Genomic DNA, 16,224 nt, shown 5'->3' on the forward strand with positions numbered 1-16,224 from the left:
CAGGCTGACCGCGCCCGCCGTCCGTCACCAGGGGCCGCACGGCCCCCGGACCGGGGCCCTTCGGCCCGGAACAGCGGGGCCCCGTGCCGCTCGGCACAGGGGCGGCGTGCGCGGCGGCCCCGGGCACGACAGGACGGGAAGGGCGTCACCCGCTTCTCGCGGATCAGGATTGCGCGGTGCGCGGCTGCCGGCCGCTTCCCCGCGTCTGCAACGCGTCCTTCCCGTCACCACCAGCACACCACGGGAACCGCCGCCGCACCAGTGCCGCGAGGTCAGCCGGTCGCGCAGGTCCGGCCGCCCAGGGTGAACACCGCCGGCCTCGTGTTCGCGCCCGACCAGCTTCCCGTGAAGCCGAAGGCGACCGAGGAGCCCGCCGTCACGGTGCCGTTCCAGCTCACGTTCTTCGCCGTCACCGCCGGACCCGACTGCGTGTGGTCGGCGTTCCACAGTTGCGTGATCTTCTGGCCGTCCGGGAACGTCCAGCCGAGGGACCAGCCGTTCCAGGCCGTCGTGCCGGTGTTGGTCAGCCGTACGTCCGCCTGGAAGCCGTCGGCCCACTGGTTGGTGATCTTGTAACTGACCGTGCAGGCGCCGGCAGGAGGAGGATTCGTACCACCGCCACCGCTCCCGCCGCCGTCGCCGCCGCTCGTGTCGGACGTGTCGCCGTACACGACGCCCCGGCCGTTGGTCGCGAGGTACACCCGGCCGTACACCCGTGGGTCGCCGGTGATCGCCGCGCCCGTCCAGCCCCACTGGTGGGCGTCGTCGTTGATGCGGGTCCAGCTCGCCCCTTGGTCCGTGGAGCGGAAGATGCCGCGCACTCCGCCGATCTTCGCGCTGGTGTAGAGCGTCTGGTACGAGGCTCCCGCCGCGGCCTTGCCGAAGCCGATCGTGTCGGCCTGCTCGACGTTCGGCAGCCTGGTGAAGCTCGCGCCGCCGTCCGTGGAGTGCCACAGGCCGTACGCGCCGTCCGTCGCCCCGCCCGCCAGCCAGATGTCGCCCTTCGTGCCGGGCAGCGCCTTGAAGCGCACGCTGTCCCCGCTCGGCAGACCCGACGCGGAGGAGGCGGTGAAGGTCGCGCCGCCGTCCGAACTGACGTAGAACTTCCCGAACTTGAAGCCGTAGAAGGTCCTGGGGTCGACGCGGTCCGACTCGACGAGCGCGCCGGCCGGGATGCCGCTCGACGCCGACCAGGACGTGCCGAAGCCCGTCGCGTACCGCACCCCGGTGCCCTCCGGGCTCCACACGAACCGGCTGCCGTCCGCCGCCGCGGCCACCGTGCCGCCGCCCGAGACGCCCGGGGGATCGGTCCCGGCGAACCAGTCGGCGCCGTTGTCCGTGGAGAACGCGATGTGCGGGCCCGAGTCCAGGTCGCCGACCCGGACCACCGTGGCGGGATCCGACTCCGCGAAGTCCAGGCTCGTGGTCGTCGTGAAGGTGGGGGAGGTGTACATCATCGACGGCACCTCGGTGAGGTCCGTGTGCCGGAAGCCGCCGATGTCACCGAGCGCGCTGAACAGCCGGGCGTCCCCGGAGGGCGGCGCCGCGAGGTCGTTGACCGCCGTCTCCTCCAGGCCCCGCACCATCGGCTTCACCGTGAACCGGCCGCCGCTGTCCCACTCGGTGAGGTTCTCGGTGCCGTAGAGCGTGGCGCCCGTCCCGTACATCATCCGGGAGGAGTCGAACGGGTCGATCTCCAGGGCCTCCGTCATCCAGCCCAGTTTCGGCGTCTGTTCGGGTGGGGAGGGGTGCGCGCCGAAGGTGAGCCAGGGGGAGGAGGACACGTCGATGGTGTACCGGTTCGCGCGGTCGGGGTACGACGTGTAGTCCCAGGCCCTCGTCCAGGTGGCGCCGCTGTCGGTGGAGCGGAAGAGCTGGGTGTCCGGCCACCAGGAGCTGTACGCGGTCGCCATGACGGTGGACGGGTGCCGCCGGTCGACCGTGAGCCCGCTGAAGCCGTAGTAGGTGTCCGCCTCCGCGACCGGGCTGATGTCCGTCCAGGTGCCGGTGGCCGTCGCGTACCGCCACAGCCGGCCCTTGCCGCCGTCGTAGGGACCGCCCTTGTCGCTGTAGGCGAGGTACAGGAACCCGTTCTCCGCGTCCAGCACGCCCTTGTGCGCGAGGTGTCCGGTCGGCTGGCCGGCCAGCCGGGTCCAGGTGGCGCCCGCGTCCGTCGAGCGGTAGACCGCGTTGTCCTGGTCGGCGACCCCGACGTAGATCGTCTTCGTCGCGCTGCCGGAGGTCCCCGTGGACTCGTCGAAGGTGACCCAGACGATGCCCTGGTTGTCGCTCGCGTACCCGCTCGTGTCGCTCGGGTCCTGGCGGTAGGTGCCGGGGTTCGGGAAGCTCGTCACCTGTGACCAGGTCGCCCCCGAGTCCGTCGACCGCCACAGGCCCTTGCCGCTGGGCGCGCCCAGGTACAGCACGCTGTCGCGGTTCGGGTCGATGGCCAGCCGCTCGCCCATGCCCCGGCCGGGCATGTTGCCGCCCAGCTTGAACGGCAGGTCGGCCTTCCGCCAGCTCGCGCCCCGGTCGGCGGAGCGCAGCACCGCGCCGTTCGTCGGGTCCCAGCTGTTGGTGTACGTCCCGACGGCCGCGTACACCCTGTCCGGGTCGACCGGGTCGGAGGCCAGGCTCACCACGCCGGTGTGGCCCCATTCGTTCCAGCCGACGGAGTCCAGCAGCGGTGTCCACGTCTTCGTCGGCTCCTGCCAGCGGTAGGCGCCGCCGATGTCGGTGCGGGCGTAGACCAGGTTCTTCTCGGAGCGGTTGAAGACGATCCCGGGGACGAAGCCGCCGCCGTCGATCCGGGCGTTCTTCCAGGTGTAGGTGTCCGCGGCGAGGGCCGTGCGCGGGGCGGAGCCGGCGAGTGCGGGCGGGGTGCCGGACAGCAGGCCGGCGGCGAGGGCCAGCACGGCGGTGAGGATGCGGGTTCTGAGCATGGCGGGAGTCCTCTCATGACGGGGGCGGCCCCCGGTGTGGGTGGGGACCGCCCGTGAAGAGGTGCCGGTCTATTCCAGGAGCTCCGCGTACGAGCCCATGGCCAGGGCGATGTCCGCCTGGGCCCAGAAGCGGTGGTACGTGAAGACGGGCGCGGCGCCGCCCTTGAGGTAGGCCTCGATCTTCGACCAGTTCGGGTCGCTCTTGTAGAAGGACCGGAGCGAGGCGAACGTGGACGACGAGTTGATCGCGTCGCCGTTCGGCATGGTGCCGGTCCAGCCGCTCGGCACGTACACGCTGTCGCCGAACCGGCTGTAGTCGGTGCGGGTCTCGGGGACGGCGATGCCGAGGCTGTCCTGATGGTTGTTCCACATGCCGTCCAGCAGCGCCTTCGCCGTGGACTTGGCGGTGGCGTCACCGGACCTGGCGGCGTAGTACGTCAGCGTCTTGGCGTAGGCGGCGGCCACGCCGACGTCGTCGGTGTAGTCCGCGACGGTGACGTGCAGCCCGCTGTTGCCGCCGGGGCTCGACGGGTTCCAGGTGTCGGGCTGGCCCGACCACTGGAGGGTGGAGGGGATGCGGTAGGTGCCGTCCGGGTTGATCGTGGTCTTGGACAGCGCCCACTTGACCCACTTGTCGAGGATCGCCTTCGCCGAGGCGTTCCCGGTCTGCTGGTAGTACTCGGCGACCCGCTCCATCGACCACGCCTGGAACCCGAACCACTGGTTGGACGGCGGGTCGTGGTAGACGGGCTGCCAGTCGTAGTACATGCCGTAGAAGGTGGACGCGCCGGCCGGCGGGGAGGCGTACCGGCCCTGCCAGCTGTTGGTCGCGCCGCCCGCGATGGCGCCCTCGGACGACTGGAGCCACTGGTAGAACTCCAGCTGCCGTTGGAGCGACTTGCCCCAGTCCGTCGCGCCCGTCGCCGACTTGGGCTTCAGGTCGGCGACCGAGCTGAGCGCGTAGGCGGCGAGGGGGTTCTGGTAGCCGCCGTGGACATGGCTGGAGCCGATCCGCCAGGCCCAGCCGGCGGAGGTGTCGGTGGCGCCGCCCCAGGCGTAGTACCAGGACAGCAGGTAGTGCGAGGCGTCCTTGCCGGTGCCGGCCGGGCAGGACGGGCTCGTGCAGTTGCCGATCTTCTTGAAGTACTTGTCGTACATCGCGTACCGCAGGTAGTCGCCCATCTTGGCGGCCTTGGCGACCGTCGCGGACACGTCGGCGCTCTTGCCCTGCGCCTTGGCCCACACGTCCGCCCAGTACGCGGCCTGCACGGCGCGGGAGTCCGCGTCCGGGGCGTCCGTGTACTTCCACTGCTTGGCGTAGGAGGAGTCGCCGGTGAACAGGTCCAGGTAGCCGTTCCTGCCGCCGTACTTGAAGGCGTCGCAGGTCGGCTGCGGGACCGTCTCCCAGACGGACTCCTGGGAGCCGCGCTGGAAGGTGTTGATGTACGACGGTCCGGTGGCCGTCGGACCGGCCTCGCACTTGCCGGGCTCGTCGCCGTAGCCGTAGACGTTGTCCACGTCCTGGATCCAGTGCATGCCGTAGACGTCGTCCGTGCCGTAGGCCGACTTCAGCTCACCGGCGATCGGGTCCGGGCCGACCGACACGGACGAGTCCAGCTTCGCCGGGTACTCGTTAGGGGTGTCCAGCTCGGGCGCGTACGTGGCCGGCTTGGAGGCGTTGTAGAAGGAGTTCGTCGGCTGGTCGGCGTGGGTGGGGATCATGTACTTCTCCATGATGTCCCACGCGCCGTTGAACTTGGACCAGTCGCCGGTCACCTTGCCGTACATCGCCTGGAGCCAGAGCAGATAGCTGTACGCCTCCGAGGTGGTCTCGTGACCCTGGTCCGGGGCCTCGACGATCAGCGTCTCCACCGAGTGGTACGGGATGCCCTCGGGGGAGAAGTAGCCGTTCGCCGGGTTGGTGATCTTCCCGTACAGGTCCAGGAAGCGGGCGTCGTACGCCTTCGACGCGGGCAGCTCCGTGACCGTGACCGTCGCCTTGGTGTGGCCGGTGGCCGACGCGGTGAAGGTCGCGCTGCCGGTGCCGGAGGAGTCCGCCGTGACGGTCACCGTCTGCGCGGTGTTCCAGTTCGACGGGGTGAAGGTCAGCGCGGAACCACCCGTCACGGACAGGCCGGTGTTGCCGCTGGTGCGGCTGGTGCTCACCGTCACGTTCGCGCTCGGTTGCGTCGACAGCTTCACCGAGAACGTGCCCGACTTGCCCTGCTGGACGCCGAGCTGGGACGGCGAGGCGACCACGGCGGGCCCGGAGGCGACCGTGATGCCGACCGGGGTGGAGGCGGCGGACGCGCCCAGGCTGTCGTACGCCTTCGCCACCAGAGAATGACTGCCCACGGTCAAACTGGAGACCGAGAGCGAGTACGGCGCGCTCGTGTCCGTGCCCAGCAGCGTGGTGTCGTCGTAGAACTCCACCTTGCCGATGGTCGCGTTGTCGGCCGCCGCCGCGGTCGCCGCGAGGGGCACCGCCTCGCCCTGCGAGTAGACCGCGCCCGCGCTCGGGCTGGTCAGCACGGTCACCGGCGGCTGGTGCGCGCCGGCGCAGGTGGTGCCGTTGACGGCGAAGGACGTGGGGGCGGTGTTGCTGCCGCTGTAGGTGAACTGGCCGCCGGTGGAGACGGCGGCGCCCGCCGCGATCGTGCCGTTGTACGAGGCGTTCTTCACGGTGACCGTCTGGCCCGACTGGGACCAGGTGCCGTTCCAGCCGTTGGACAGCTTCTGGTTGCCCGTGTAGGCGTACGTCAGCGTCCAGCCGTCGATGGCGTCGGTACCGCGGTTGGTGATCGTGAGGTCGGCGGTGAAGCCCGAACCCCAGTCGTTGGTCTTGTAGTCGACGCTGCACTGCACCGTCGCCGCGTGCGCGGCCGGGGTGCCGGTGGCGAGCATCGTCAGGGGCAGGGCGAACGCGGCGGCCGCCGCGGTCCACAACCGACGCACGGCTGTGCGTCTGCGTCCGGGATCCATGTGCTGGTTCCTCCTTGCGGGCGTGCGGCTCGGGAGAAGTCAAGGCTTGAACCAGTGGGAGCGCTCCCATAGTGGGGACGGGGCCCGGAGCGGTCAAGGTGCTTGAAGAGTCGAAAAGATTCGACGGATCCGGTCGCGGAAAAGTCGAGCAACTCCTCTGGGCAGACCGGCCACTTGGCGCTACCTTCACTCGCACCAGTGGGAGCGGTTCCGTTCAGTCGACGCGTCCGTCACGACGCGCCAAGCTGCAAGGAGTCGCTCATGCGACACCCCCCGCGTTCAGTACTTTTAGCCGCCGCCGGTGCGGTCGCGCTCGTCGGGAGCGTGGTCGTGCCGGTGGTGGCGGCCCAGGGAGCCACGCCCGCCTGCACGGTGGAGTACGCCGTCACCGGCCAGTGGGACAGCGGCTTCCAGGGCTCGGTGAAGGTCACCAACAACCAGTCCGCGCTGAGCGGTTGGAAGCTCACCTTCGACTTCGCCGGCGGACAGCAGGTCAGCCAGGGCTGGAACGCGAAGTGGTCCCAGTCCGGCACCACCGTGACCGCGGCCAACGAGGGCTGGAACGGCGCGCTCGGCACCGGTGCGAGCGTCAGCGCCGGCTTCCTCGCCTCCTGGTCGGGGAGCAACCCCGCGCCGGCCGCGTTCAAGCTCAACGGCACGACCTGCAACGTCGACGCGGAGCCGACCACCCCGCCGCCGACTACCCCGCCGCCGTCCGGCGGCACCCCGCCCGCGCTGCGGGTCTCCGGCAACAAGCTCGTGGACGCCGACGGCACCACCCGCCGCCTGCTCGGCGTCAACCGGTCCGGCGGCGAGTTCATGTGCGTACAGGGCTACGGCATCTGGGACGGACCCGTCGACGACGCGGCGGTCAAGGCGATCGCCGACTGGAAGGCCAACACCGTCCGCATCCCGCTCAACGAGGAGTGCTGGCTGGGCCTGTCCGACGTCAAGCCCGAGTACGGCGGCGCGAACTACATCGCCGCCGTCAAGGAACTGGTGGCGCGCGTCGAGGCGCACGGCATGACCCCGGTCCTCGAACTGCACTGGTCCTACGGCCAGTACACCGGGAACTCGGCCGGCTGCTCCGACGTGCACGCCACCTGCCAGAAGCCGATGCCCGACATGCGGTACTCCCCGGCGTTCTGGTCCTCGGTGGCGAGCGCCTTCAAGGACGACCGGGCGGCCGTGTTCGACCTGTTCAACGAGCCGTACCCGGACCGGGCGGCCTCCAGCGCCACGGACGCCTGGACGTGCTGGCGGGACGGGGGCACCTGCCCCGGGATCTCCTACGAGGTCGCCGGCATGCAGGACCTCGTCGACAGCGTCCGGGCCACCGGCGCGAAGAACGTCATCATGGCCGGCGGCCTGGCGTACTCGAACGACCTCAGCCAGTGGACCGCGTACAGGCCGACCGACCCGGCCGGCAATCTCGCCGCCGCGTACCACGTCTACAACTTCAACTCCTGCGCGAGCGAGAGCTGCTGGAACTCCACCCTCGCCCCGGTCGCCGCCCAAGTGCCTCTGGTGGCCGGGGAGATCGGCGAGAACACCTGCGCGCACGGGTTCACCGACCGGGTCATGAAGTGGTTCGACGACCACGACCTGTCCTACCTCGGCTGGACCTGGAACACCTGGGACTGCTCCTCCGGGCCGTCCCTGATCTCCGCCTACGACGGCACTCCCACCGCGTACGGCGCCGGGCTGCGTGACCATCTGCGCGCCCTCAACCCGTAGATCCAAACCGTGGATCCAACCCGTAGATCCCACGGAACACCGAAGGAACCCGCACTCATGACTCGTACCAAGACAACACTGCTGGTGGCCCTGGGCCTCCTCGCCGGAGCCTCCGGAACGGCGTTCGCGGCCCTGCCCGCCGGCCCGGGCGCCGCCGTCGCCGCCGTGCCCTGTGCCGTCGACTACAAGATCCAGAGCCAGTGGGACACCGGCTTCACCGCCGCCGTGACCATCACCAACAACGGCGCCGCCAAGTCGGCCTGGTCGCTGAAGTGGTCGTACGGCGGGACCCAGAAGGTCACGAACGGCTGGAACGCGAAGATCAGCCAGAACGGCACCGCGGTCACCGCGGCCAACGAGAGCTACAACGGCGCGCTCGCGACCGGCGGCACGGTCAGCTTCGGCTTCAACGGCACGTTCAGCGGCACCAACTCCGTCCCCGCCACCTTCACGCTCGACGGCGTCACCTGCAACGTGGACGACGGCAGCGGCGGCAGCGGCGGCGGCACCGGTGGGGACACCGGCGGCGGAACCGGTGGCGGAACCGGCGGAGACACCGGTGGGGGCACGGGTGGCGGAGACGGCGGTGGAGGCACCGGCAACCGCGTCGACAACCCCTACAGCGGGGCCAAGGGCTACGTGAACCCGGAGTGGTCGGCGCACGCCGCCGCCGAACCGGGCGGCAGCCGCATCGCCAACCAGCCCACCGCCGTGTGGCTCGACCGGATCGCCGCCATCAACGGCGTGAACGGCGGGATGGGCCTGCGCGCCCACCTGGACGAGGCACTGAAGCAGAAGGGCTCGGACGAACTCGTCGTCCAGCTGGTCATCTACGACCTGCCCGGCCGCGACTGCTCCGCCCTCGCCTCCAACGGAGAACTGGGTCCGAACGACATCGACAAGTACAAGAGCCAGTACATCGACCCGATCGCGTCGATCCTCTCCGACCCCAAGTACGCGGGCCTGCGGATCGCCACCGTCATCGAGCCGGACTCGCTGCCCAACCTGGTCACCAACGCGGGCGGCACCGCGGGCAGCACCGACGCCTGCGCGACCATGAAGTCCAACGGCAACTACGAGAAGGGCGTCAGCTACGCCCTCGACAAGCTGGGCGCCATCCCGAACGTCTACAACTACATCGACGCCGGCCACCACGCCTGGCTCGGCTGGGACTCCAACTTCGGGCCCACCGTCCAGGAGTTCTACAAGGTCGCCACCACCAACGGCGCGAGCGTGAACGACGTGACGGGCTTCATCGTCAACACCGCCAACTACAGCGCCACCAAGGAGCCGTACTTCAAGGTCACCGACAGCGTCAACGGGCAGACCGTGCGCCAGTCGAAGTGGGTCGACTGGAACCAGTACGTGGACGAGCAGTCCTTCGCCCAGGCCCTGCGCGACAAGCTCGTCGCGTCCGGGTTCAACAGCAACCTCGGCATGCTGATCGACACCTCCCGCAACGGCTGGGGCGGCTCCGCCAGGCCCACCAAGTCCGGCCCCCTGACCTCCGTCGACGACTACGTCAACGGCAGCCGCATCGACCGGCGCATCCACGCCGGCAACTGGTGCAACCAGAGCGGCGCCGGCCTCGGTGAACGGCCGACCGCCGCCCCGGCGGCCGGGATCGACGCCTACGTCTGGGTCAAGCCCCCGGGGGAGTCCGACGGAGCCAGCTCCGCCATCTCCAACGACGAGGGCAAGGGCTTCGACCGGATGTGCGACCCGACCTACGGCGGCAACGCCCGCAACGGCAACAACCCCACGGGCGCGCTGCCGAACTCGCCGCTGGCCGGGCACTGGTTCTCCGCCCAGTTCCAGCAGCTCATGCAGAACGCCTACCCGCCGCTGCCGTAGCGGGGTGAGCGTCCGCCGGGGCCGGACCGCAGCGGTTCAGACCGCGCCGGTCAGGCCCCGGCGGATCGCACGCTCCACCGGTGAGTACGCCCCGTCCGCCCGGTCCAGCTCGTACGGCACGGCCGGGAGCAGCGGAGGCTGCGCCAGGAAGCGGGGCCGGGTGCCGTGGTGCGGCTGGGCCGCGTGCACCAGGAACGGATGGCAGAGGTAGACGTCACCGGGGCGGCCCGTGGCGTGGGCGAGGGGGCGGTGGGCCGAGGCCGCCGCCACCCGGGGGCCGAGTTCCAGGAAGGACGCCCCCGCCTCGCCGTACGGCCGGAGCACCGCGGGCACGTCCAGGTGCGAGCCGACCCGGATCCGGGTCGGGGCGTCGTCCTGTGTGACCTCGCTGAACAGGAAGAGCATCAGCAGCGCGCGGTCCCGGGAGCGCAGGTTGGTGTGGTAGTGCGCCCGGCCCTCGGGGAGGTAGCTGCCCTCGATGTGCCACCCTGCGTCGTCGGGCTCCTCGGGGTGCGGGAAGCGCAGCGGGAAGGTGCCCAGCGAGTAGCGCGGCTCCCAGCGTCCGGCGCCCACCAGCGCGTCGAACGCGTCGTGCAGCGCCGGGGAGTTGGCCGCCGCCGCGAACGGGCCCTGGGCCATGCCGCCCACCCACACCACCGGGTCCTTCCAGGTGGCGCGGTCCTCGGGGTCGTAGCCCGTCTCCCGCCACAGCAGCCGCGCGCAGTCCGCGGCGACCCGTGGCGGGACGGCTCCCTCGATCTTCACGAACCCGTCTTCGACGAAGCGTTTCACCAGGTTGTCGTCCACGGGCCCATCGTCGCCGGTGACCTTGCCGGGACGCACCCCGTTTTTGCCGCATCGGCAACGCCGCTGGCCTCCGTCCGGCATGCCGTCGCACCCTGACCGCAACCGGAGGAGAGGCTGACCACCATGGCGCACGACCACCACCACCACGACACCGCGCACCGGCAGGGCCACGGGCACGGCCACGGGCACCACGGCACCGACATCGACTGGAACGAGATGGGCCCCCTGCTGGAGGCGCAGGCGGAGCTGTTCACCCCGGTGTACGAGCGGGCCATGGCGTGGCTCGCGCGGGAGGTGACCGAGCCGGGGCTGATCGTGGACGCGGGCAGCGGACCGGGAGTGGTCTCCTGCCTGTTCGCCGAGGTGTTCCCCGGGGCCCGGGTCGTCGCCGTCGACGCCACCGCGCCCCTGCTGGAGCGCGCCCGCGCCCGGGCCGTCCGCCGGGGCGTCGCCGACCGCTTCGACACCGTCACCGGCGAACTGCCCGAGGTGCTGGACCAGTTGGAGTATCCGGCCGACCTGCTGTGGGCCAGCCGCAGTCTGCACCACCTCGGTGACCAGCGGGCGGCGCTCACCGCGTTCGGCGAACGGCTCGCCCCCGGCGGCACCCTGGCCCTCCAGGAAGGCGGTCTGCCCTCCCGCTTCCTGCCCCGGGACATCGGGATCGGCCGCCCCGGACTCCAGGCACGGCTGGACGCCCTGGAGGAGGAGTGGTTCGGCCGGATGCGCGCCGACCTGCCGGGCTCCGTCGCCGAGACCGAGGACTGGCCCGCCCTGCTGACCGCCGCCGGCCTCAAGCACGCCCGTACCCGGACCTTCCTGCTCGACCTGCCGGCCCCCGTCACCGATCCGGCCCGCGCCTACGTCGTCGCGCACCTGTCCCGGCTGCGCGAGGGCCTCGGCGACGCGCTGGACGCCGACGACCGCGCCACCCTGGACCGGCTGCTCGACCCGTCCGACCCGGCGAGCGTCCACGTGAGGCCGGACGTGTTCGTGCTGGGCGCGTACACCGTGCACACGGCGGTCCGCCGGGGCTAGGCCCTGTCGTCAAACTCCCGTCTGCCGCGCGACGCCATGCACGCACTCTCGCCGCACCGGCCCCAGACCCGAGTACGCCCAGTACGAGGGCCTGTGGCCGGCACGGCGAGAGCACGCACCTGACGCCGCACGGCCCGCCCTCCGGGCGGACGACGGGAGTTCGACGACAGGACCTAGCCGGCCCGGCGGGGCGGGGGCTTGACTTCGAGTGGTCTCCAAGTGATGGACTCCGGGCGTCTTCGACACCGCGGGACACACACAACGCAGGGGGATCTCATGAACGACGCTCCGGTCGCGCTCATCACGGGCGGAGGCAGCGGTATCGGCGCCGCTGTGGCGCGGCAACTGCTGGATGCCGGACACCGGGTCACCGTCACCGGGCGCGGGGAGCGGCGGTTGCGGGAATTCGCCGGGAGCCTGGGGAATCCGGAGGGACTGCTGACGGTCGCCGGTGACGCGTCGGCGTACGACGACATACAGAACGCGGTCGACCGCACGCTCAAGGCGTACGGCCGGCTGGACACCGTCGTCGCCAACGCCGGCTTCGCCACCCATGACACCGTGGCGGAGGGCGACCCGTCCGGCTGGACCGAGATGGTCCTCACCAACGTCCTCGGTCCCGCACTCCTCGTCCGCGCCTCCGTCGACGCGCTGAAGGAGACCCGCGGCCGGATCGTCCTGGTCGGCAGCGTGGCCGGGTTCGTGAACACTCCGGGCAACCTCTACGGCGCCACCAAGTGGGCGGTGACCGGTCTCGCCGAGAACACCCGGCGCCAGGTCACGGAGTTCGGCATCGGTGTCACGCTGGTCGCCCCCGGCCGGGTGGAGACCCCCTTCTGGGACGGCTTCGGCAGCCTGCCCCCGGGGCACCTCCTCACCGCCGGCCAGATCGCCGACTCGGTGGTGTGGGCGATCCGGCAACCGGCCGGGGTCGATGTCAACACCGTCGTCATCCGCCCGCTCGGCCAGCCCAACTGACCGAGGGGGCGCCTCAGTTGCTGGCGATGAACTGCTTGGCCAGCTGGTCCCCGAGGGAGACCGCCGCGCTGTGGCTCTCGATGGGGGAGACCTTGGAGTTCTTGAACAGGATGTAGGTCACGCCCGAGTCGGCGCCGCCGGTGGCCGGGTCCGGGTCGATGCCGAGCGCCTTGGCGGTGGCGTACGACGCCTCGCCGATGATCTGCGTGGGGCCGGTGTCGCCGACGACGGCGTACTCGACCTTGTTGTTGTAGATGACGGCGACCACACCGCCGCCCTTGATGCCGGCGTTGGAGTAGTTCCAGATGCTGCTGGTGCTGGGCACGACGACGTACGGCAGGGTCTCCGCCTTCAGCGGCTTGCCGTCGGACTGGTGGAAGGCGGTGTCGTCCTGGTACCAGGGGTCGCGGTCCTCGTTGCAGTTGGTGGTGCGCTGGCCGTCGCAGTCGATGTCCATGTCGGCCTTCCAGAACACCGCGCCGTTCTTGCCGCACACCGGGACCGTGGCCGACGTCTCCTCGTCCGTGCGGTACTTGCCGTTGGAGATCTGCGAACAGGACGTCACCTTGGCGAGCAGGTCGGCGGCGCTGACCGTGCCCTCCTGCGCGGACCTGGGGGAGGCGGCGGAGGCGTGCGCGGGCAGCAGGCCGGCGGCGAGCAGGGCGGTGCCGGAGGCCGCGGCGAGGGTGAGGGTTCGGAAACGCATGTGGGGGACCCTTCTGTTAGGAAAGTTTCCTTACCGGGTGCCGTACACGGTGGCCTCTTCGCCATGCTCCCGTCAACCCTGGTGTTGCGAACGGCCGAAACCTGTGCGTATTGCGGTGAGTTCCCTCGACGGTAAGACTGGACAAGACGGATGTATCCGTTCTGTCCGGCACTGTCGGCGGTCCCCTTCCTCCCGGAGGTGAGGCTCATGTTCGTCCGTGCGGTGTACGCGACCGGTGATCCGGCACTGCTGGACGCGGCCATCCGGTCGGTGAACAGCGAGGGGCGGGACCTGCTGGAGGAACGCCCCGGCTACCGCGGCGCGGGCGTGTTCGCGGACCGGGAACTCGGCAAGCTCCTCACGGTGAGCTGGTGGGAGACCGAGGAGGCGCGGCGGAACAGCGACGAGGTGATGCGCGAGCGGCGCAGTGGGCTCCTGGAGCCCTTCGCCGGCACCATGACGGTCGCCAACTACGAGGCCGCCGTGTTCCATGAGGTCAGCCACCCGCGGCACGGCGGGGGACTGCGCGTCACCAGGATGGAGTTCGACCCGCGCGACGCCGATCTGGTCGTCGACACCTTCCGGGCCACGGTGGTGCCGAGGTCCGAGTCGCTGCCCGGACTCGCCGAGACGACCCTGCTGATCGACCGGGACCGGGGACGGGCCATGACCGGCTCCCTCTTCCTCGACCGCGCCTCCCTGGCCGCCTCACGCGCGGCCGTCGCGGGCCTGCGGCACGCGGCGTCGGCCAAGGCGCACGCGGACGTGGTCGGCCTGGAGGAGTTCGAGGTCGTGCACGCGGACGTGCGCTACGACTGAGCGGCCGGTTGACGCGGGGTGCCGGACGGCACACGGCCGCGCGCCCCGCTGTGGTGCGGGGCGCACGGCCGTGCCGGGTGGTGCGGGGCGTGCGTCCGGCTCCGGCTGTCAGCCCACGTCGAAGGTGGCCGGGTCGGGACCCAGGCGCCGGTCCTCGTTGAGCGCGCTGATCGCGGCGAGGTCCTCGTCGTCCAGGCTGAAGTCGAAGACCTCGATGTTCTCCTTGATCCGGGACGGCGTCACGGACTTCGGGATCACGACGTTGCCGAGCTGGACGTGCCAGCGCAGCACGACCTGGGCCGGGGTGCGGTTGTGCTTCTGCGCGATGGCGACGATCGCCGGCACCTCCAGCAGGCCCTTGCCCTGGCCGAGCGGCGACCAGGCCTCCGTGGCGATGCCCTGCTCCGCGTGGAACTCGCGCGCCTCGCGCTGCTGCAGGTGCGGGTGCAGCTCGATCTGGTTGACCGCGGGGATGACCGAGGTCTCCGCGATCAGCCGCCGCAGGTGCTCGGGAAGGAAGTTGGAGACGCCGATGGCGCGGACGCGGCCGTCGGCGTGCAGCTTCTCGAACGCCTTGTAGGTGTCGATGTACGTACCCCGGGACGGCAGCGGCCAGTGGATCAGGTAGAGGTCGACGTAGTCGAGCCCCAGCTTCTCCAGCGACGTGTCGAACGCGCGCAGCGTGGAGTCGTAACCGTGGTCGCTGTTCCAGAGCTTGGTGGTGACGAAGATGTCCTCGCGGGGCAGGCCGGAGGCGGCGATGGCCTTGCCGGTGCCCTCTTCGTTGCCGTAGATCGCAGCGGTGTCGATGCTGCGGTACCCGGCCTCCAGCGCCGTGGTGACGGCCCGCTCGGCCTCGTCGTCCGGCACCTGCCAGACGCCGTAGCCCAGCTGGGGCATCTCGACGCCGTTGTTGAGGATGATCGGGGGGACCTTGCTGCTCACGAGCCTCTTGATCCTTCGGTTGTCGACAACGTGGTACTCCCATCGTCAACGATCACGGCCCGCTTCGCATTCCTGACCGCGGAATCCGCTGAGACTGACCGGTGAGTCAGCGTCCCCGGCGGAGAATGGCCGGAAATGCATCCGACGTTCTCGGTCCGGACCATTGACCGGTGACCGTGGTGCCGCGACTCTGTATCGCGCCACCGGACGTGTTGCTGAACCCGGTGCATGCATGTGAAGGGCCTCTGACCACGGCCGCTGCTTCCCCTCTGAGATTCCCCACCCTCAGGAAGTCGGGTGCACCCACATGAACGAGAGCCCCGCCATGCCGTGTCGATCCCACGCGCCCAGTGCCCAGACATCGGATGAAAAGGTCTGGCAAAGCCCTGGTCGCCGCCTCGTGGAGACGGTGGGAGATGCCGGCGTGCGCCCGCCGTGAAGGAGGGCCGAGAGACGCCGACGTGAAGGAGGGTCGTGAGACGCCGACGCCTGCGGGCGGCGCCGACGGCCGGCCGCGAGCGGAACTCCTGGGCCTTCGGAGGAAGTTGGCCGGGGGAGCGGGCCGCCGACGGCTTCCACGGCCTTCCGGGCCCTGCTGATCACGAACGAACAACTGCGAGACAGAGGAGTGTCATGAACACATCCAGAAGAGCGGTACTCGGAGCCGCGCTCGGCGGTGCCGCGGCGGCGATCGTCCCCTCGACCGGCGCCCACGCGGCGTCCTGGCAGCTGAAGTGGTCGCCCTCGGCGCGCACCGACGGGCTCGGCGCCTTCGAGACCATCGAGGACGACCGCGCGGACTCCCATCCGGCCGGCCACCCCCACATCCACCCCACGGGCGACAACTGGCGCTTCGACATGCACAAGGTCGACCGGGACACCTCGGACGACCGCCAGCGGCAGGAGGTCACCGGGCTGCGCACGAGCGGCAGCAGCTATCTGAAGTGGACCGAGGGTCAGACCTGGCGGATCACCTACTCGATGTACATCCCCAGCAGCCTGAAGGCCACCACCACGTTCACGCACATCATGCAGATGAAGCAGCCCGGCGCCGGTTCCTCGCCGATCGTCGTGCAGTCCCTGCGCCGGGTGGACGGCAAGCAGACCATCGAGCTGAAGATCGTCGAGGGCGACGTGCTCGTCGGCCGGGCGGACCTGGACCCGCTGCACGACAAATGGACCGACGTGGACTTCCAGGTCAAGATCGGCAACGGCTCGGCCGGCTCCGTCCGCTGGATCCTCAGGAGCGGTTCCACCACGGTCCTCGACAAGTCGAAGACCGGGGACACCTTCCTGGCCGACCGCGTCCGCCCCAAGTGGGGCATCTACCGCTCCCTCGGCGACACCTCCGGATCGCTCCAGGACACCTACCTGCTCCTCACCAACCTCCGAGGCTACCAACTCGTCTGAGGGGTC

At 70.5% G+C, this 16,224-nt stretch carries 11 protein-coding genes; 6 read left to right on the forward strand and 5 right to left on the reverse strand.

The features are described 5' to 3' along the window. Window positions 1–272: 272 nt before the first annotated feature. Complete coding sequence (locus ACH4LD_RS23295) at window positions 273–2,942, reverse strand: cellulose binding domain-containing protein (protein WP_398053673.1); 2,670 nt, start codon at window positions 2,940–2,942, stop codon at window positions 273–275. A gap of 69 nt (window positions 2,943–3,011) precedes the next feature. Then, window positions 3,012–5,924: a glycoside hydrolase family 48 protein gene (locus ACH4LD_RS23300; protein WP_398053674.1), complete on the reverse strand. Its 2,913-nt coding sequence runs from the start codon at window positions 5,922–5,924 to the stop codon at window positions 3,012–3,014. A gap of 261 nt (window positions 5,925–6,185) precedes the next feature. Here ACH4LD_RS23300 and ACH4LD_RS23305 point away from each other — a divergent pair, with 261 nt between their 5' ends. Both ACH4LD_RS23305 and ACH4LD_RS23310 read left to right on the forward strand, forming a co-directional pair. Continuing rightward, window positions 6,186–7,661 carry a cellulose binding domain-containing protein gene (locus tag ACH4LD_RS23305; protein ID WP_398053675.1) on the forward strand — a complete coding sequence of 492 codons (1,476 nt, stop codon included), beginning with the start codon at window positions 6,186–6,188 and terminating at the stop codon, window positions 7,659–7,661. 57 nt (window positions 7,662–7,718) lie between these two features. After that, window positions 7,719–9,515 (forward strand): glycoside hydrolase family 6 protein, encoded by a 1,797-nt coding sequence (locus ACH4LD_RS23310; protein ID WP_398053676.1) that lies wholly within the window; start codon window positions 7,719–7,721, stop codon window positions 9,513–9,515. A gap of 36 nt (window positions 9,516–9,551) precedes the next feature. Here ACH4LD_RS23310 and ACH4LD_RS23315 read toward each other — a convergent pair whose 3' ends face one another. After that, window positions 9,552–10,322, reverse strand: a complete 771-nt coding sequence (locus ACH4LD_RS23315; protein ID WP_398053677.1) for a phytanoyl-CoA dioxygenase family protein — start codon at window positions 10,320–10,322, stop codon at window positions 9,552–9,554. Between the two features lie 123 nt (window positions 10,323–10,445). Here ACH4LD_RS23315 and ACH4LD_RS23320 point away from each other — a divergent pair, with 123 nt between their 5' ends. After that, entirely contained in the window at window positions 10,446–11,360 is a 915-nt protein-coding gene (locus ACH4LD_RS23320; protein ID WP_398053678.1) for a class I SAM-dependent methyltransferase, read from the forward strand. A 276-nt stretch (window positions 11,361–11,636) separates the two neighbouring features. Further along, window positions 11,637–12,338: an SDR family oxidoreductase gene (locus tag ACH4LD_RS23325; protein WP_398053679.1), complete on the forward strand. Its 702-nt coding sequence runs from the start codon at window positions 11,637–11,639 to the stop codon at window positions 12,336–12,338. 13 nt (window positions 12,339–12,351) lie between these two features. Here ACH4LD_RS23325 and ACH4LD_RS23330 read toward each other — a convergent pair whose 3' ends face one another. Next, the gene (locus ACH4LD_RS23330; RefSeq protein WP_132782711.1) at window positions 12,352–13,044 is read right to left on the reverse strand and encodes a glycoside hydrolase family 75 protein; all 693 of its coding nucleotides are present in this window, start codon (window positions 13,042–13,044) and stop codon (window positions 12,352–12,354) included. A 207-nt stretch (window positions 13,045–13,251) separates the two neighbouring features. Between ACH4LD_RS23330 and ACH4LD_RS23335 the strand changes: the two genes are divergently transcribed. Then, a complete protein-coding gene (locus ACH4LD_RS23335) occupies window positions 13,252–13,863 on the forward strand; it encodes a hypothetical protein (protein ID WP_398053680.1) in 612 nt (203 codons plus the stop codon). 108 nt (window positions 13,864–13,971) lie between these two features. Here ACH4LD_RS23335 and ACH4LD_RS23340 read toward each other — a convergent pair whose 3' ends face one another. Next, window positions 13,972–14,808, reverse strand: a complete 837-nt coding sequence (locus ACH4LD_RS23340; protein WP_398053681.1) for an aldo/keto reductase — start codon at window positions 14,806–14,808, stop codon at window positions 13,972–13,974. A gap of 633 nt (window positions 14,809–15,441) precedes the next feature. On the opposite strand from ACH4LD_RS23340, the gene ACH4LD_RS23345 reads away from it, so the two are divergent. Next, a complete protein-coding gene (locus ACH4LD_RS23345; protein ID WP_398053682.1) occupies window positions 15,442–16,218 on the forward strand; it encodes a heparin lyase I family protein in 777 nt (258 codons plus the stop codon). Window positions 16,219–16,224: the final 6 nt, after the last annotated feature.

The sequence above is a fragment of the Streptomyces sp. NPDC017676 genome (assembly GCF_044329325.1).
GTDB lineage: Bacteria > Actinomycetota > Actinomycetes > Streptomycetales > Streptomycetaceae > Streptomyces.